Source organism: Polyangium sorediatum (genome assembly GCF_029946465.1).
GTDB classification, from domain to species: Bacteria; Myxococcota_A; Polyangia; order Polyangiales; family Polyangiaceae; genus Polyangium; species Polyangium fumosum.
The window spans coordinates 1-15,405 of the sequence record NZ_JARZHI010000131.1; the positions used below are offsets into that span (position 1 = coordinate 1).

At 70.0% G+C, this 15,405-nt stretch carries 15 protein-coding genes and 1 pseudogene; 5 read left to right on the top strand and 11 right to left on the bottom strand.

Annotated features, from left to right (window positions below):
- Window positions 1-110: 110 nt before the first annotated feature.
- The gene (locus QHF89_RS48730) at window positions 111-1,037 is read right to left on the bottom strand and encodes a hypothetical protein (RefSeq protein WP_136973260.1); all 927 of its coding nucleotides are present in this window, start codon (window positions 1,035-1,037) and stop codon (window positions 111-113) included.
- A 110-nt stretch (window positions 1,038-1,147) separates the two neighbouring features.
- Window positions 1,148-1,726 carry a dihydrofolate reductase family protein gene (locus QHF89_RS48735; RefSeq protein WP_136973261.1) on the bottom strand — a complete coding sequence of 193 codons (579 nt, stop codon included), beginning with the start codon at window positions 1,724-1,726 and terminating at the stop codon, window positions 1,148-1,150.
- 63 nt (window positions 1,727-1,789) lie between these two features.
- Here QHF89_RS48735 and QHF89_RS48740 point away from each other — a divergent pair, with 63 nt between their 5' ends.
- Genes QHF89_RS48740 through QHF89_RS48750 form a run of 3 tightly spaced genes read left to right on the top strand, consistent with a single transcriptional unit; the run spans window position 1,790 to window position 3,865 of the window.
- Window positions 1,790-2,785 carry a helix-turn-helix transcriptional regulator gene (locus QHF89_RS48740; RefSeq protein ID WP_136973262.1) on the top strand — a complete coding sequence of 332 codons (996 nt, stop codon included), beginning with the start codon at window positions 1,790-1,792 and terminating at the stop codon, window positions 2,783-2,785.
- Between the two features lie 34 nt (window positions 2,786-2,819).
- On the top strand, window positions 2,820-3,188 hold the full coding sequence (locus QHF89_RS48745) for a nuclear transport factor 2 family protein (protein ID WP_170229822.1): 369 nt from the start codon (window positions 2,820-2,822) through the stop codon (window positions 3,186-3,188).
- A 56-nt stretch (window positions 3,189-3,244) separates the two neighbouring features.
- Window positions 3,245-3,865, top strand: coding sequence for an FMN-binding negative transcriptional regulator (locus tag QHF89_RS48750; RefSeq protein ID WP_136973264.1), 621 nt, complete (start codon window positions 3,245-3,247; stop codon window positions 3,863-3,865).
- A gap of 30 nt (window positions 3,866-3,895) precedes the next feature.
- Here the strand turns inward: QHF89_RS48750 and QHF89_RS48755 are convergent, their stop codons facing one another.
- Window positions 3,896-4,378, bottom strand: a complete 483-nt coding sequence (locus QHF89_RS48755) for a YchJ family protein (protein ID WP_136973265.1) — start codon at window positions 4,376-4,378, stop codon at window positions 3,896-3,898.
- A gap of 235 nt (window positions 4,379-4,613) precedes the next feature.
- Complete coding sequence (locus tag QHF89_RS48760) at window positions 4,614-7,094, bottom strand: hypothetical protein (RefSeq protein ID WP_284721962.1); 2,481 nt, start codon at window positions 7,092-7,094, stop codon at window positions 4,614-4,616.
- A gap of 88 nt (window positions 7,095-7,182) precedes the next feature.
- On the opposite strand from QHF89_RS48760, the gene QHF89_RS48765 reads away from it, so the two are divergent.
- Window positions 7,183-8,124 (top strand): alpha/beta hydrolase fold domain-containing protein, encoded by a 942-nt coding sequence (locus QHF89_RS48765; protein ID WP_136973267.1) that lies wholly within the window; start codon window positions 7,183-7,185, stop codon window positions 8,122-8,124.
- A gap of 9 nt (window positions 8,125-8,133) precedes the next feature.
- On the opposite strand, the pseudogene QHF89_RS48770 reads toward QHF89_RS48765, so the two are convergent.
- The 6 genes and pseudogenes from QHF89_RS48770 to QHF89_RS48795 form a co-directional block, all read right to left on the bottom strand.
- A pseudogene (locus QHF89_RS48770) lies at window positions 8,134-9,696 on the bottom strand (acyl-CoA carboxylase subunit beta); the annotation flags it as partial.
- Between the two features lie 252 nt (window positions 9,697-9,948).
- Window positions 9,949-10,446 (bottom strand): methylated-DNA--[protein]-cysteine S-methyltransferase, encoded by a 498-nt coding sequence (locus tag QHF89_RS48775; protein ID WP_136973269.1) that lies wholly within the window; start codon window positions 10,444-10,446, stop codon window positions 9,949-9,951.
- Window positions 10,447-10,448: 2 nt separating this feature from the next.
- Complete coding sequence (locus tag QHF89_RS48780; protein WP_136973270.1) at window positions 10,449-11,903, bottom strand: AlkA N-terminal domain-containing protein; 1,455 nt, start codon at window positions 11,901-11,903, stop codon at window positions 10,449-10,451.
- A gap of 86 nt (window positions 11,904-11,989) precedes the next feature.
- On the bottom strand, window positions 11,990-12,859 hold the full coding sequence (locus QHF89_RS48785; protein WP_136973271.1) for a DUF3592 domain-containing protein: 870 nt from the start codon (window positions 12,857-12,859) through the stop codon (window positions 11,990-11,992).
- A 115-nt stretch (window positions 12,860-12,974) separates the two neighbouring features.
- Window positions 12,975-13,526 carry a hypothetical protein gene (locus QHF89_RS48790; RefSeq protein ID WP_136973272.1) on the bottom strand — a complete coding sequence of 184 codons (552 nt, stop codon included), beginning with the start codon at window positions 13,524-13,526 and terminating at the stop codon, window positions 12,975-12,977.
- Window positions 13,527-13,582: 56 nt separating this feature from the next.
- Window positions 13,583-14,449 carry a sigma-70 family RNA polymerase sigma factor gene (locus QHF89_RS48795; RefSeq protein WP_284721964.1) on the bottom strand — a complete coding sequence of 289 codons (867 nt, stop codon included), beginning with the start codon at window positions 14,447-14,449 and terminating at the stop codon, window positions 13,583-13,585.
- Window positions 14,450-14,528: 79 nt separating this feature from the next.
- Here QHF89_RS48795 and QHF89_RS48800 point away from each other — a divergent pair, with 79 nt between their 5' ends.
- Window positions 14,529-14,987, top strand: a complete 459-nt coding sequence (locus QHF89_RS48800; RefSeq protein WP_136973274.1) for a carboxymuconolactone decarboxylase family protein — start codon at window positions 14,529-14,531, stop codon at window positions 14,985-14,987.
- Between the two features lie 173 nt (window positions 14,988-15,160).
- Here QHF89_RS48800 and QHF89_RS48805 read toward each other — a convergent pair.
- Window positions 15,161-15,405: hypothetical protein (locus QHF89_RS48805; RefSeq protein ID WP_284721965.1), on the bottom strand; the 245-nt coding region annotated here is incomplete at its 5' end.

Genomic DNA, 15,405 nt, shown 5'->3' on the forward strand with positions numbered 1-15,405 from the left:
ACGCCTCGCGTCCCCCTCTCGTCCGGGCAAAGCCCGGACGATTCACCCCCCGAGGGAAGATCGCTGCGCGATCTTCCGAGCATCGAACCGGTTCGATGCTCTCGGCGGCTCTATTTGCGCCGTCGTCGCAGCGCCACGACGGCGCCTTTGCCGTGGGTCGGCGCGTCGTCCGGCGGCAAGGCCACGACGAGGCGCTCGATGGCCGGCAGCGCCCGCGTGACGGCGCGCTCGGCGCCGAGCTCGTCGAACGGGCCCGGGTAGACGAGGACGAGGACGTAGATCGTCGCGAACGAGCGCGCGAGGTAACCGAGCCCCTCCTCCAGCACGCCCTCGTGCAGGTGCTCGCCCCGGTGCAGCTCCGCCATCGTGGGGTGTTTCCGAACGCGCGTGATGGCCGCGCGCGCGAGCTGGACGCGGCGCCCGATCGCCTCGCGATCCTCGGCCGAGAGCGGCGCGAGCTCGTCCACCGGCGGGACGAGGCGGAAGCGGCGGGCCGTCGGCTCCTCGGGCTCCTTGCGCTCGCCCGGCGGCGGGATCGTGACGCTGCCCGGCCTGCGCACGAGCTCCGCCCAGGAGATGCCCGCCGCGTGGGCGCGGGCGAAGGTCTCGGCGACGCGGGCCTCGGCCTCCGGGTCGTCCGTGCCCGTGGGGGCCTCGGAGGCGCCCCAGACGACGGGCGAAGCGGCGTCGATGACGAGGGCCCCGAGCGCGCCCGTGCGGCCCGCGAGCGCGGAGAGCTCGGCCCGCAGCGCCTCGGCCGGCCCGGGGCGCGGGCGCGGGACCTCGGCGGCGACCTCGCCGAAGAGGTCGGCGAACGACTCGATGAGGGTCGCGAGGCGCGCCTCTTTGTCGGCGCGGTCGACGATGGGCACGGCGAACGTGACGACGAGCTGCCGCCCCCGGCCGAGGTCCCAGCGCAGCGTGGTCCCGTCCCCGTCCGCGCTGGGATCGGCGTCGCTCGGGACGATCTGGACCGAAGCGGCGTCGAGCTCACGCTCGAGGATGGTCGCGAGGCGCTGTCGCGTGACAGGGGTCATCCGCGACGCACTCTACCCGAGCGCGTCACGTCGTCCAATTTCAGCGGAGTCTAGCGGCGGAGCCGTTTCATCGAGAACGGCCGAGCCGTCCAGGCCACGCGCGCCGTGGGTCACGTCTCGGCGGCGCGCGCGGCGTGCGGGCGATCGAGGCCCGCGGGGATCTCGTACCGCAGCTCGACGAATCCGCGGCCGAAGCGGGTGATGCCCGAAAGCTCGAGCGGGCCCGGAATCGAGGCGGGCAGGAGCGGCGCCCCGCTGCCGAGCACGACCGGGGCGATGCCGAGCAGGATCTCGTTCAGGAGCCCGCGCTTTGCGAACTGGGCGACGAGGTTGCCGCCGCCGATGAGCCAGATGTGTTTCCCTCCGGCCGCGCGCACCATCTGCTCGTGCACGAGGCCGACGTCCTCGGTGGTGAAGCGGATGTCCCCTCCCGCGATCGCTGGCAGATCACGATGGGTGAACACCCAGGTCGGCAGGTCGGCGTAGGGCCAGGCCTCGCGGCTCTCGGCGAGGAGGAACTCGTAGGTCGCCGCGCCCATCGCCAGCGCCCCCACGCCGCCGAGGAAGGCCTTGTAGTGCGCGTCCACGCCCTCGACGCCGTTGAACTGCAGGAGCCATCCGAGGCCCCCGTCGGCGTCCGCGATGTACCCGTCGATGCTGGCCGCTACGTAGTATTGGGTCTTCGTCATGGGCGGAGTATGCCGAGGGATCCCTGACATCTCCTGTCAGTGTTTTTCTGGCAGGATGCGCGCGTGCGATCCAGCCGGCTCCTCGCGCTCCTCCTCGTCCTCCAGCAACGCCGCCACGCCACCGCCGCGGCGCTCGCCGACGAGCTCTCCGTCTCGGTCCGCACGCTCTACCGGGACATCGCGTCGCTGATGGCGGCCGGGGTCCCACTGTGGACCGAGGCGGGCCCGGGCGGCGGCATCCGCCTCGTCGAGGGGTGGCGGACGCGCCTCGATGGCCTGACCGCCGAGGAGGCGAGCGCCCTCTTCCTCTCGGGCGCGCCGCAAGCGGTCGCCGACCTCGGCCTGGCCACGGTCGCGGTGACGGCCCGCGTGAAGGTCGACGCCACCCTGCCGGCCGAGTTGCGGGGCCGCGCCAGCCGGATCCGGGAGCGATTCCTGCTCGACGCGCCCGGGTGGTTCACGCGCCCCGAGCAGCTCGCGGCGCTGCCGGTCGTCGCCGAGGCGGTGTGGGAGGGTCGTCGGGTCGACCTCTCGTATGGCGAACGGTCGACCCGCCGTCGTGTCGATCCGCTCGGGCTCGTGCTCAAGGCGGGCACGTGGTACCTGATCGCGCGGCATCGCCGGGACCTCAAGACCTACCGGATCAGCCGCATCCAACGGGCCAGCCTCCGGGCCGAGACGTTCGTCCGCCCCGGCGACTTCGATCTGGCCGCATGGTGGGCCGAATCGTCGTCGTCGTTCGACCGGTCTTTGCTCACCTACGGCTGCCGTGTTCGCCTCTCCCCGGACGCACAAAGGCACCTCCCGCGCGTGGTCCCGCACGACGCCGTCCGCCGGATGCTCGAAGACGCCGGCCCGCCGGACGCCGAGGGGGCGCGGACGGTGGACCTCCTCCTGGAGAGCGAGGAGGTGGCCGCGGATCAGCTCATGGGCCTGGGCGACGGCGTCGAAGTGATCACGCCGGAAGCCCTGCGCCATCGGCTGTATACGAGGGCGGCGCGAATGGCGCAGCGGAATGCGCCGACAGGCGCCTGCGTCGCCTCGGACGTTGTGGATTGACGACAACGCGAAACTGCGCGAAACCCCGGGCACCATGGATGCGGCGCTCGTCGTTCGATCGGTATGGGAAGGCATGGAAGCGCGGGACTGGGACGCCGTGCGGCGCCTGGTCGCCGAGGATGTGGTCGTGACGTGGCCGCAGACGCGGGAGCGGATTCGCGGCGCGGATGCGTTCGTCACGTTGAACCGGACCTACCCCGGGGACTGGCACATCACCGTGGAGGAGGTGCTCGCCGCCGGGGATCACGCGGCCGCGCGGGTGACCATCGTCAGCGGGGCCGACGTGTTTTACGCGAGCGGGTTTTACGTCGTGCGCGGGGGGCAAATCGTCGAGGCCACGGAGACGTTCGCCGACCCGGGCGAGCCTCCGTATGACCGCGGGCACCTGGCCGAGCGGTATTGACGGGATCCCACCAAAACTCGACGGCGAGAGGCGTCGTCCGTTACGCTGCGCCCCGCGTGTACCTCCCCCGAGCCTTCCAAGAATCCGATCCGGCCGAGATCCACGACTTCATCGAGGCCCACTCGTTCGGCGCGCTCCTCGTCGCAAAGGCCGACGGCGCCTTGGAGATTGCCCACCTGCCCTTCCTCCTCGATCGCCGCGCGGGGCCCCACGGCACCCTGCGCGCCCATGTCGCGCGGCCGAACCCCATCTGGAAGCTCGCCGCCGCGGGCCACCCCGCGACCGTGGTCTTCTCGGGCCCGCACGGATACGTCTCGGCGCGCTGGTACGAGCACCCGCGCGAGCAGGTCCCGACCTGGAATTACATGGTCGTGCACGCCCACGGCCGCCTCGAAGCCCCCATGGATCGAGCGGGTTTGTCGGCCCTGCTCGACGATCTCTCCTCCTTCCACGAGCGCGGCGCCCCCGAGCCGTGGCGGATGGACCAGCTCGAAGACGCCTTCCGCGAGGAGCTGCTCGACGCGATCGTGGGCCTCTCCCTCCCCATCGATCGCCTGGAGGCCAAGTTCAAATTGAGCCAAAACCGATCGCCGGAGGACAGGGCGCGCGTGATTCGCGCCCTCCGCGAGCGCGGAGGACCGGACGACCTCGCCATGGCCAAACGGATTCGAGAATGAGGCAACACGGGGCGCGCCCGTCGGCCCCCGCTATCGCGTCGAAAACGTCTCGCGGAACGCTCCGATCGTGAGGCCTTTCGGCTCGGCCACCTTCGCGGCGGCGACCTGCTCTCCGCTCCGATAACGAATGCCTACGCCGTCGTGCGCGAATTCGCTGAGCTCGACGAAGGAGCGGTCCTGCCCTTTTTCGAATACTCGCGCATGGAAGAGCACGTGCCAAAAACCGCCCGCGTCGGGGCCGTCGTGGTCGAGCACGTCGAGGCGCATGAACTTGAGCGTGGAGGTCGCGTCCCGGATCTCGCGCAACACCTCGGCCTCGGGCCGCTTGCGGTCCTCGTGGTCGGGGTGGAGCGTGCGCAGGACGTACGCCGATTCCTTCCGCGCATACGCCGCAAAACGCGAGCGCATCAGCGTCACGGCGTCGGGCGCCTCACGCTCGCCGCGGTGATAAGGGGCACAGCACTGCGTGTAGGGCAAACCGGAGCAGCAAGGACAATCTCGGGCTGGGGCCATGGTGTGACGTGGCAACGTAGCAGAAGCGAGGCGCCGGGGGGCCAAACGTGCGTCACGGCGGATCAACGTCGAGCGATCGACCGGCAAACCTCGGGCGCGCCGCGCGAGGAGGTCCGGGACGTGGAGCGGGTCGGCGCAGACGGCGAGCGGGGCTGCCGCGCACATCGAGCCGTACCCCGTGGGCTGGTACGTCGAGGTCGGGCCGCCGTGCACGGAAGAAATGGAGCGCAGGACGCTAACGACGACATCGGAGGAGCACGCGCCCCTCGCCCCCTTCCCGCTCCGACCAGGCGACGCAGACGGCCTCGCCCGACGCGGCGATCGCCGGATCCACCGATGCCCCCTCGCTCCGCGAGACCGAGTCCCCCGGCGTCGCGACGGCTTCGTTGGGACGCCAAGCTCCGCCGACGAACCGTTTGACCAGGACCTCGCCCGACGCGCGATCGGTATACGCGACGTGCAGCGCACCGGCTTCGTCGAACGTGAGGGCCGGGCTCCCGCCGGGCCCCGGCGCGTCCCCTGCCCCGGCCATGCCCGGCGCGAGGACGGTGGTCCAGGACAAACCTTTGAAGAGGGCCACGTAAGGCGCCTCGGCCGGGTCCCACCGGAAAGCGAGGCCGAGCTCGCCGGAAGGGCCGGCCGCGAGGTCGAATCGCTCCGGGGAAAAACCGCTGTTCGGCGTGGGCGGGCTGGTCCAGGGCGGAAGAGCCACGAATCGATCCCCTTCGAGGCGCTTCGTGTAGACGACGAACGCGCCAATCTGCCAGTCGAGCATCCCCACGACGGGCCTCCCCGCGCCGTCCGTGGTCATCGCCGGCGTGATGTAGACGGGCGCGGGATCCGAGGAAATCAGCCGGAGCGCTTGCCCCTGCTCCAGGAAACGCGAAAGGCCGAGCTTGCTCTTCGCGCGGTCCGCCCAGCCCACGACGGGCGCCCCGGATTCATCCATTTCGACGCCGAACACGAGTGTTTGCCCGGCGTGGGGCCCGCCCGGCGCTCCCTCCTTTCGCGCCACGTGCAAGATTTCCCATGAACCCCCATCCCAGCGCGCCAGCACCATCGCCCCGCCGGCGGACGTGGAAAACACCAGAAGGACCCGCCCCTCGGCATCGATGGTGATAGCCGGGCGGAGCCCGGACCCCGGCCGCCCCGGCTCCAGCGGGAGCTCGGGCGCCGTCTCCCACGTGCAGCCCGTCCAGCGCCGCACGACGATCGTGCGTTTCGCGCCGTCCACGAGCCAAGCCACGGCGACCTTGCCCCCGCGCATTGCGATCGCTGGTGGAACCCCTTCGGCCACCCCTCGGCCGAGCCCGTCCTCGGGCTCCGCAGCTCCGCCCGGCGCGTGATACGCCCCTGCAGACCAGATCCGCGCCGCAATCTCGCTCCCCCCACGAACCACGACGGCAGGCGGGGCCGACCCCTCGGGCAAAGCCACGGCGAGCGACCCGTGGCTCCGCGCGGGCGGAAAATCCGCGGCGCCCGGGCCTCCCGTGAGCTCGACGGGCGTGTCGTTTTCCCACGCCACGACCCGAAGCTCGGATCGTTGGCCGCTCGTATCGAGCACGGCGATGCGCGGCCGTGATCCGCCCGCGAATGCTAGGATTTGCCCGAAGAGCGGCCGATCCGCCGGCTGCTTTGCTTCCCGGGAGCCCTTTTCGTCGCTCCACCACACGTGCACCCGATACCGGAGCACGCCATGGTCGGCGGTCTGCTCGTTCCACGCCTTCCAGCGCACGTTTTTGGGGGCGAATGCGATCCAGGGATCACCCATGGAAATCGCGTCATGCTTGGGCACGAGCGTGGACTCCAGGGTGAAAGCGCTGCCAGTCCACGCGACGACGCTGATGGCCCGATCTTTCCGGAACGTGATGGAGGGATGACCCTTGGGGTCCGACGCCAAGGTAATGCTCTGCGTATGGGGCGCGCAATCATCGATGGGCCCGATTCCGGGGAACGACCACGTCACCCACGCGGTGCCGGTCCATCGGTGCACGACGGCGCGCATGGCCCCGATCCCCGGCTCGGCCCAGGCGACCAGGGGCCGGCCCTCGCCGTCCACGGCGAGCTGGCTCGGCGCAATGGGTTGAATCATGGCAGGACAGGTGACGATCCGGGGCCGCCCGGGAACGCTGAACCCCCGGGCGGGCGGCGGCGTTTTCGGCGAGAGATCCACCACGGCGTTTCCTTCGATGCGATGGACCCGCACGCGCGCGTCTTCGAAGAAAGACACGAGCACGCGCCCCGCCGAATCACGCGTGAGCAGGACGATGCCAAACCCCCCGACGTTGCCCGCCGAAATGGGCGGCAAGTCCTGGAACCGCCCTCCTTCGAGCCTGCGCAAGCGGACGCCGGGCGCCGCGGCCCAGGCGACGACGAGCCGCCCCTCGGCATCGTACACGGCGCTCGGCGTCGCCCCGGAGCCCGCGGACGGAGAGACGACGCCGGGGCTCGGCGCAGGGGTGGCGGAGGACGGCGGCGCCGAGGTGCCGAGCGCAAACCAGGCTCGATCGGAGGGGGTTTCGGCGAGGGCGCCGGGGCAAAGGACGAGCGGGCGTGGCGCGGAGGCCGTTGGGGAGGTCGCGACGGGGAGGCCCGAAGCGCGCGGCGCAGACGTCGCAGGTTGCGAGGGTTTTGCGGGCGCAGGCCCACAGCCAGCCGCGAGGCTCCCGAGGGCCAAGAAGACCAAGCGCCTGCGTGGGGAAGAGGCACGAGCCATGACGGACGAGGAGACCGCCTGCGCGCCGCGCCGTCAAGATTACGTTTCCTCCTTGACCGCGCGGCGGAATTGATGCGATCCGGCTTCTATGTTGCACCCCCAGGCCCGGGCCCTGATCGATTTCATGGAACGGAGCGGCTTGCCGCCGGCGTATACCCTCTCGCCGGCAGACGCGCGGCGCGTGTACCGCGAGCGCCGCGCGTTCACGCAGCCCGACCCGCCCGCGGTCGCGGAGGTGCGGGATCTCCACGCGGAGGCTCCGCAGGGCCGGATCCCCCTCCGCCTGTATCGCCCCGCGGGCACGACGACCGGTACAGCCCTGCCGGTGCTCGTGTATTTTCATGGCGGCGGCTGGACGATCGGCGACCTCGAAACACACGACACGCTTTGCCGATCGTTCGCGAACGGCGCCGGCTGCGCGGTCGTGGCGGTCGATTATCGGCTCGGGCCCGAGCACCGGTTCCCCGCGGCCGTCGACGACAGCCTGGCCGCGACGTACTGGGTGCAGCGAAATGTCGCGGCGCTCGGGATCGAGGGGACACGCATCGCGGTCGGCGGCGACAGCGCGGGCGGCAACCTCGCGGCCGTGGTCGCGCTCGCCGCGCGTGACGCGGGGGATCTCGGGATCTCGTTCCAGCTCTTGATCTACCCGGCGACGGACATGCGCCGCATTGCCCCCTCGCACACGACGAACGGAGAGGGGTATCTACTCACCCGCGACTCGATCACGTATTACCACGACCATTACATCGACGACCCCGCGCACGACCTCGACTGGCGCGCCTCGCCGCTGCTCCACCCGAACCACGAAAACCTGCCACCCGCGCTGGTGCTGACGGCCGGCTACGATCCGCTGCGCGACGAGGGGCGAGAATACGCCGAGCGCTTGACCGCGGCGGGATCGAAGGCGAGTTACGTCTGCTTCGATCGGCAGGTCCACGGCTTCGTGACGATGGGCAAGGTGTTCGACGAGGCGAATACGGCCGTCGCGTTTTGCGCGGCGTCGCTCCGCGCGGCCTTGTTCCGCTGAGGAAAACGCTCACCAGGTATCGACGAACCGCCGCGCCTCCGGGCGCGCGGGCGTCGGGACCGATTTCAATCCGCGCAGGATCCAGGCGCGCGTCTCGGCCGGATCGATGACGGCGTCGAGCTCCAGGAACGAAGCGGTGTTGATGGCCTTCCCGCGCTCGTAGACGTGTGCGACCATCGATTGGAACGTCGCCTCGCGCTCCTCGGGGTTCTCGATGGCATCGAGCTGCTTGCGCATCGCGAGCCGCACCGCCCCCTCGACGCCCATGCCGCCGAACTCCGCCGTCGGCCACGCGATCGTGAAAAAGGGCGCATGGAGATGCCCGCCGGCCATGGCTTGCGCGCCGAGGCCGTACGCTTTGCGCAGGACCACCGTGAACAGCGGCACACGCAAGCTCGCCGCCGCGACGAACATCCGCGAGGTATGGCGCACGAGCGCGGTCTTTTCCGCCTCGGGGCCCACCATGAAGCCAGGCGTGTCGCAGAGGGAGACGAGCGGCAGGCCAAACGCATCACAGAGCTGCATGAACCGCGCGGCCTTGTCGGAGGCGTCGGCATCGATCGCACCGGCGAGGCGGTACGGATCGTTCGCGAGGAGCCCGAACGGCCGGCCCTCGATACGCACGAGCGCGGTCACGAGGCTCGTCCCGAAGTCGCGCCGGAGCTCGAGCACGGAGCCCGTGTCGGCGAGCGTCTCGATGATCGGCCGGATCTTGTAGGCGCGCCGCCGTCGCTCCGGCAAGGCGTCGCGCAAAACGCGCTGATCGCCGCACGCAAAATCGGCGACCGGGCCCTGGAAAAAACCGAGATACTTCTTGGCGACGGCGACGGCCGCGGCCTCGTCCGGGGCACGCACGTCGACCACGCCGTTCTTGCTTTGCACGTCGATCGGCCCGACCTCCTCGGGCGTGTATTTCCCGAGCCCGCCTCCCTCGATCATCGCGGGCCCGCCCATGCCGATCGAGCTGTTCTCGGTCGCGATGAGCACGTCGCAGCAGCCGAGCAGCGCGGCGTTCCCGGCGAAGCAGCGACCCGAGACGATGCCCACGCGCGGGACGAGGCCGGAGAGCGCGGCGAACGAGAGAAAGCTCGGCGTATCGAGGCCCGCGACGAGCGGCATGTCCGTGTCATTGGGCCGTCCCCCTCCCCCTTCGGCGAAGAGCACGACCGGCACGCGCCATTGCGCCGCGAGCGCGAGCATGCGGTCGAGCTTCTTGTGCCCCATGCCGCCCTGCGTGCCGGCGAAGACGGTGTAATCGTAAGCGAGCACGATCGTCCGCGCGCGCTCGTCGTCGAAGAGCGCGCGGTTCACGCTGCCGACGCCGCAGACGATCCCGTCGGCGGGGCTCGTCCGGACGAGCTCCTCGACCGCGTGCCGTTGCCGCTGCGCGGCCAATGCGAGGGCCCCGTACTCGACGAAGCTGCCCGGATCGACGAGGTCGTCGATGTTCTCGCGCGCCGTCCGTTGCCCGGTCTTGCGCCGCCGCGCGACGGCCTCGGGTCGGCCTGCGTCGGTGGTCGCGTGGAGGCGCGCGCGGAGCTCGGCGAGCTCGGGCCGCACCGGAGCCTCGTCCGGGCGGCCCGCGGGATCTCGGAATTTGCTCATTGGCGCGGACAGGATCGCAGATGCGGGTCGCGCCTGTCCAGGGACTTGCGATCGGAGCGCCTAGAGCGTCGTTCAGTTCGGCGCTCTGCGAGATCGCGAAGCGAGCTCGCCTCGGGGGGTGAATCGTCCGGGCTTTGCCCGGACGAGAGGGGGACGCGAGGCGTCCCCCTCGGGACAAAAGAGCTAGAACATAGAGCGGTTGTCAAACCGCTCTATGTTCTAGTGAATGACGTGGTGGGGCGCGTGGTGCTCTTGCTCATGCGAGAGGAGCCACTGCTTGGCCGCGACGCCGCCCGCATACCCCGTGAGCGCGCCGTCGCCGGCGATGACGCGGTGGCAAGGGACGATGATGCTGATCGGGTTCTTCGCATTCGCCGCGCCGACAGCCCGCGCCGCCTGCGGCCGGCCGAGCGCCCGCGCGAGCTCCGCATAGGAGCGCGTCTCGCCAAAGGGAATCTCGACGAGCGCGCGCCAGACCTCGCGCTGAAAAGCGCTCCCGTGGAGATCGAGCGGTAACGTGAAAAACTCGCGCCCTCCGGCAAAGTACTCTGCGAGCTGGCGCGCGGCCTCGGCGAGGAGCGGGTGGTTTTGCCCGTCGTGGGCCACGATCTCCGGCGCACCCTTGTGCCCAGGCAGGTAGACGCCCACGATCGCTTCTTCCGCAGCGACGACGTGGAGATCGCCGACGGGGCTCGAAATACGGCGTTCATACAACATGTTCATTCCTCAAATGCTCCTTCTGAAAGGCCCTGCCACAAATGAAGGACCGCATAGGACCGCCACGGCCTGAACGCCTCGGCGCGCGCTTCGGCTTCGCGCGTCGATTTCACGCGCAGCGCTTTGCGGACGCCGAGATCCGAGGCCGGAAACGCGTCGGGAAATCGATACACGCGCATGCCGAGGTAGTGCGCCGTCCACGCGCCGATGCCCGGCAACGCGACGAGCGCGGCCGCGGTAGCCTCGGGATCCTCGCCGCGCTCGAAGCGGACCTCGCCCTGCGTGACGGCGCGCGCGAGCGCCTGGATGGAGAGCGCGCGCGCCGCGGGCAAACCGATTTGCGTGATGTCGGAGAGCGGCGCCTCGGCGAGCAGCGACGCGGGCGGGAAGAGGTGCGTCACGCCCGCGATCGGCGTATCCAGGGCCGTCCCGAATCGCTTCGCGATGCGCCCGCCGAGCGTCGTCGCCGCGCGCACGGAGACCTGCTGCCCAAGAATGGCGCGCACGGCCGCCTCGAATCCGTCGAACGCGCCCGGCACGCGCAGTCCTGGATGACGCGCGACGAGCGGCGCGAGCAGAGGATCCCGGCAGAGCGACTCCGCGATGAGGAGCGGATGCGCGTCGAGATCAAAAAGCGCGCGCAGCCTGCCGAGCAGAGGCCCGAGCGCGCCCGCGAGCTCGGGCGCGACCTCCACGCGGAGCGCGTTTTTCTGGGGCGGATGCATCACCCGCAGCCACCCTGTCCGCTCGCCGAGCTGCACCGAGCGGGCATACACGCCGCCCTCGACCGACTCGACCCCGGCAATCGCGCGGGCCGCGAGGAACGTGAGGAGCGCATCCCAGTCGAGCGGCGGCCGATAATCGAGCCGCAGCGTGATGGCGGCGCCGGCCTCCGCCTCCCCGAGCGCGCGCCGAAGCGCGGACGGCGGCCTGCCGAACCGAGCCGAAAACAGCGCATTGAAGCGCCGCACGCTCCCGAACCCGCTCGCGAACGCAATCTCGGTGAGCGGCAGGGAAGAATCCTGCAAGAGCTGCTTGGCGAGCGCGAGGCGCCGCGACTGGGCGAGCTCGACGGGCGCCACGCCGAGTTCGGCTTCCATCGCGCGCCGGAGGTGCCTCCCGGTCACGCCGAGCGCGCGCCCGAGATCGTCGACGGAGCCCTCGTCGAGAAAACCGCCTTCGATCCGCGCGAGCGCCGCGCGGACGAGGCGCGGCACCGAGTCCTGCGGCGCGCCGCCCGGCGAGAGCTCGGGCCGGCAGCGAAAACACGCGCGAAACCCGTCGCGATCGGCCTCCGCTGCGTACCGATAAAACACGCATCGATCGCGCCCCGGTGTCCGGGCCCGGCACACCGGCCGGCAGTAGATGCCGGTCGTCCGTACGGCCACGAAAAACAGGCCATCGAAGCGCTCATCCCGCGCGCAGAGGGCTCGGTAGCAGGTCTCCGCATCCATCATCGCCCTCCCCTCGTAGCGCGGCCGCGCCCCGATGTCTGGCCGTTTTCGGACGCGACAGCGAACTCGCGGCGCGGGCCCGCCGGCCGTCAGATCCCGCGGCTCGCGGCGAACACGATCCAGCCGGCCACGAGCGCGATGAAATAAACGAGCCCGGCGACGACGATGCGCCGCGAACGCCTGCCCTCCGGCCCGGCCTGGGCGACGGCGAGCACGATCCCGAGCTTCGAGAGCGACCCACCCTGCGCAAATCGATCCATGACGAGCCGCATCAAATGCGGAAAAACCCAGAAAAACGGCGCGAACAGCAGAACCTCGGCGAGCGCGACCACGAGCCCCACGGGGAGGCCGAGCGGCGCCGGTCCGAACGCGGCGACCTGCACGGCGCGGACGTTCGGATCGAGGTTCACGGCGAGCACGCACCCGAGGAACAAGGCCGCGAGGATGCGCCCCGCGCCCTCGGGCGAGATCCGAGGTTTTGTCGCGAGAGGCGCGCCCTGCTGGAGGCGGCGGACGTTGCGGTGGCAAAACGCGGCGGCGGATCCAAAAGCCACGAAAAGTCCGATCGGAAACCCACGCCGGAAAGGCAAGTTGAGCTCCCCGTCGAGCTCGACCTGCGAATAGGTCCCGGGACGGCTGAGGGACGGATCCTCGGGCAGGTAGGTGATATCGAACGTCTCGCCGGGCTCGCCCTGGAGCTTTTTCCGGTCGACGTTCCACGTATGGGTGACGCCGTCGACGTCGTACCGATAATGTGTATTGGAGGCCGATCCCTGTCGCGTGACGGCCGTGATGGTCGCGGTGCCGGGGCGCCCATGATCGGCGAGCGCACGCAGCCGGAGCTCCTGACGTCGAAAGAGAAGCCCGAGCACGAGCGGGATGACCAGGGCCATCGTCGCAAAAACGAGCCTCGCTCGCGCATCGGTCGCGAGGTTCCTGCGGCGCTTCTCTTCGTCCATTGGCTGATTGGTGGGGACTTTAGGCCCCGGGAGGCAGGTTTTGCAAGGGGAAGCCTCCGGCTCTGGAGCCATGACGCTCGAGACCGGGGGGCTTCTTGCCCGCGTTCACGGAACGCTATTCATCACCTTCGAGCTTCTCGCAGCACGCCTCGTCCTTCAGAGCGCAGCCCTTCCGGTAGAAGGCAGCGGCGTCCTTGGCGGAGTGTTTCTCGATCATGATGCCTGAATATCGACACGACTCGGCGTGGTTGGCAGCACAAGCCTTGTTGAAGGACTCTCGTGCGAGCGGGATCATCGTAAGGTCTTCGCCTTCACTATCCTCTTCGTAGCGCAAGTTTATGTCGTCGGTGGAGCCCGCGACACGATCGACGCGCCAGCCACCGGCGTAATGGACATCGCGGCCCCTGAGCGCCGCCTTGCCCGTCTTGTAGCAATCGAGCGCCCGCTCCAGGACCTCGCACCGGTACTTGCACTGCTCCGCGGTTTTGCACGAGCCGTCTTCCGTCTGCCCGACCTCGGCGCGCTTTTTCTTCGCGTCTTCCTCGAGCGCCGCCTGCTCCGGGTCATAAATAAGCCTTCCGAGCCCAGACAGGTTACATGCGGTATTCGTGAGAGAAAGGGCGACAACGAGCCACGTCGTCGACCAAAATCGCTGCGGCGCTTGCATGCGCGCGAAGATACCGTCGCCGCTCAAAAGTGCAAGAGCGGTTGCGGTGCAGCGAGCTAGGACTCAGCCAACGTCGCGATCTCGAGCATCTTCAGTTTGGCTTTGTCGACGATGATGTCGATCCGCGCGATGGCACCACCCGTGAACGTGAAGCGAAGCGCGCTCGCGAGCCGGCCGCCGGGCGCGTAGATGGCGCCGATCGTGCCGTCGACGAGCGCCGGTTTGGCGGCGTCGAAAGCACGCACCCTTCGCGTGAACGCGACGGCCGACGTTGCCCAGCTCCGCGCGCCGAGGATCTCGCGCCCGGGTCGGCCGCCGTGGATCACGACGTTCGGATCGAGGACTGCGATGACAGCCTCGACGTCGCCGGTTCGAAGGGCAGCAAGCAGCGCCTTGACGACGTCGTGCTGGCGCGCGAGCTCGGCCTCGTCGCGCTCGGGCGCGCCACGCACGCGCCGCCGCGCGCGGCTCGCGAGCTGCCGCGCCGCCACCTCCGACCGCCCCACGATCGGCGCGATCTCCTCGAACGACACGCCGAACAGATCATGAAGCACGAACGCGAGCCGCTCCGCAGGCTCGAGCGTCTCGAGGACCACCAGGAGCGCGAGGCTGACCGAGTCCGCCAGCACGGCCTCATTCTCCGCGTTGCTCTCGTGCGAGGTCGTCGCCTCCGGCGCGGCGTCTCCGTCTTCTCCGCGGGCCTTCCGCGCGCGGAGCATGTCGAGACACACCCGCGCGACGACGGTCGTGAGCCAGCCGCGAAGATTCTGGACCTCGCCCGTATCGGCGCGCGAGAGCCGAAGCCACGCCTCCTGCACCGCGTCGTCAGCCTCGCTGCGCGAACCAAGCATGCGATACGCCACCGCACGGAGGTGCGGCCGGCTCGCCTCGAAATCCCCGACGAGAATTTTTTCATCCGTCACGGTCACGTCCTCGTTCTCCGATCCGTCATCAGCGGTGACGGGCGAGCCCGCCCGGTTGTGACACAAGGAGAGATTTATCATGGAAGCACGGCTGAAGAACCCCGCGATGCTCGTCCCGGACGCGATACAGCCGCTGATGGCGCTCGCGAAGACCCTCCAGAACGGGGCCGTGCCGCCTCGTACGCTCGGGCTTGTCCACGCGCGCGTCAGCCAGATCAACGCCTGTGCGGTGTGCCTCGACCTGCATGGGCGCCAGGAGAAGAAAGCCGGCGAGCCCGACGACCGCCTCCTCGTGCTCGCCGGCTGGCGGGATGCGCCCTGCTTCACCGAAGCCGAGCGTGCAGCCCTCGCGCTCGCGGAAGCCGAGACGCGCCTCGCCGATCGCGCGGAGGCGGTCCCGGACGATGTCTGGAAGGACGCCGCGCGCCACTACGACGAGCAGGCATTGGCCGTGCTCGTCCTTCATATCGCCCTCGTCAATCTCTTCAACCGGGTGAATGTCACGACGCGGCAAGTCGCGGGCGCGCAGACCTGGTAGCGACGGCGACGCAGGTGCCTGAACCGCGCTCGAAAGCCTCCTTCCGCCGCATCCGCATTCAACGGGTGCGGCGGAAGGACGACGCTCGATGGCCCAGGCGCTAGGGATGCGTCAGACGGCGATCGCCCGGAATTGGCGGGCATTCGGGCTGCAGCCGCACCGCAGCGAGACGTTCAAGCTCTTTTAGAGACGGAGCGGCGCCGGAGGGCGAGTAGGCCGGCAAAGGCGAGGCCGAGGAGGGACGCGTCTCCGGCGGAGTCGCCAGCCGCGCGGAAGCTGCAACCATGGCCGTGACCGCCGCCGCCCGCGCCGCCGCTGCCGCTTGCGCTGCTGCCGCCATCACCGCCGCTGCCGCCCGCACCGCCTGGGCCGCCGCCGCCCGCGCCGCCGTTGCCCCCAGCGCCCCCAGCGCCGCCCT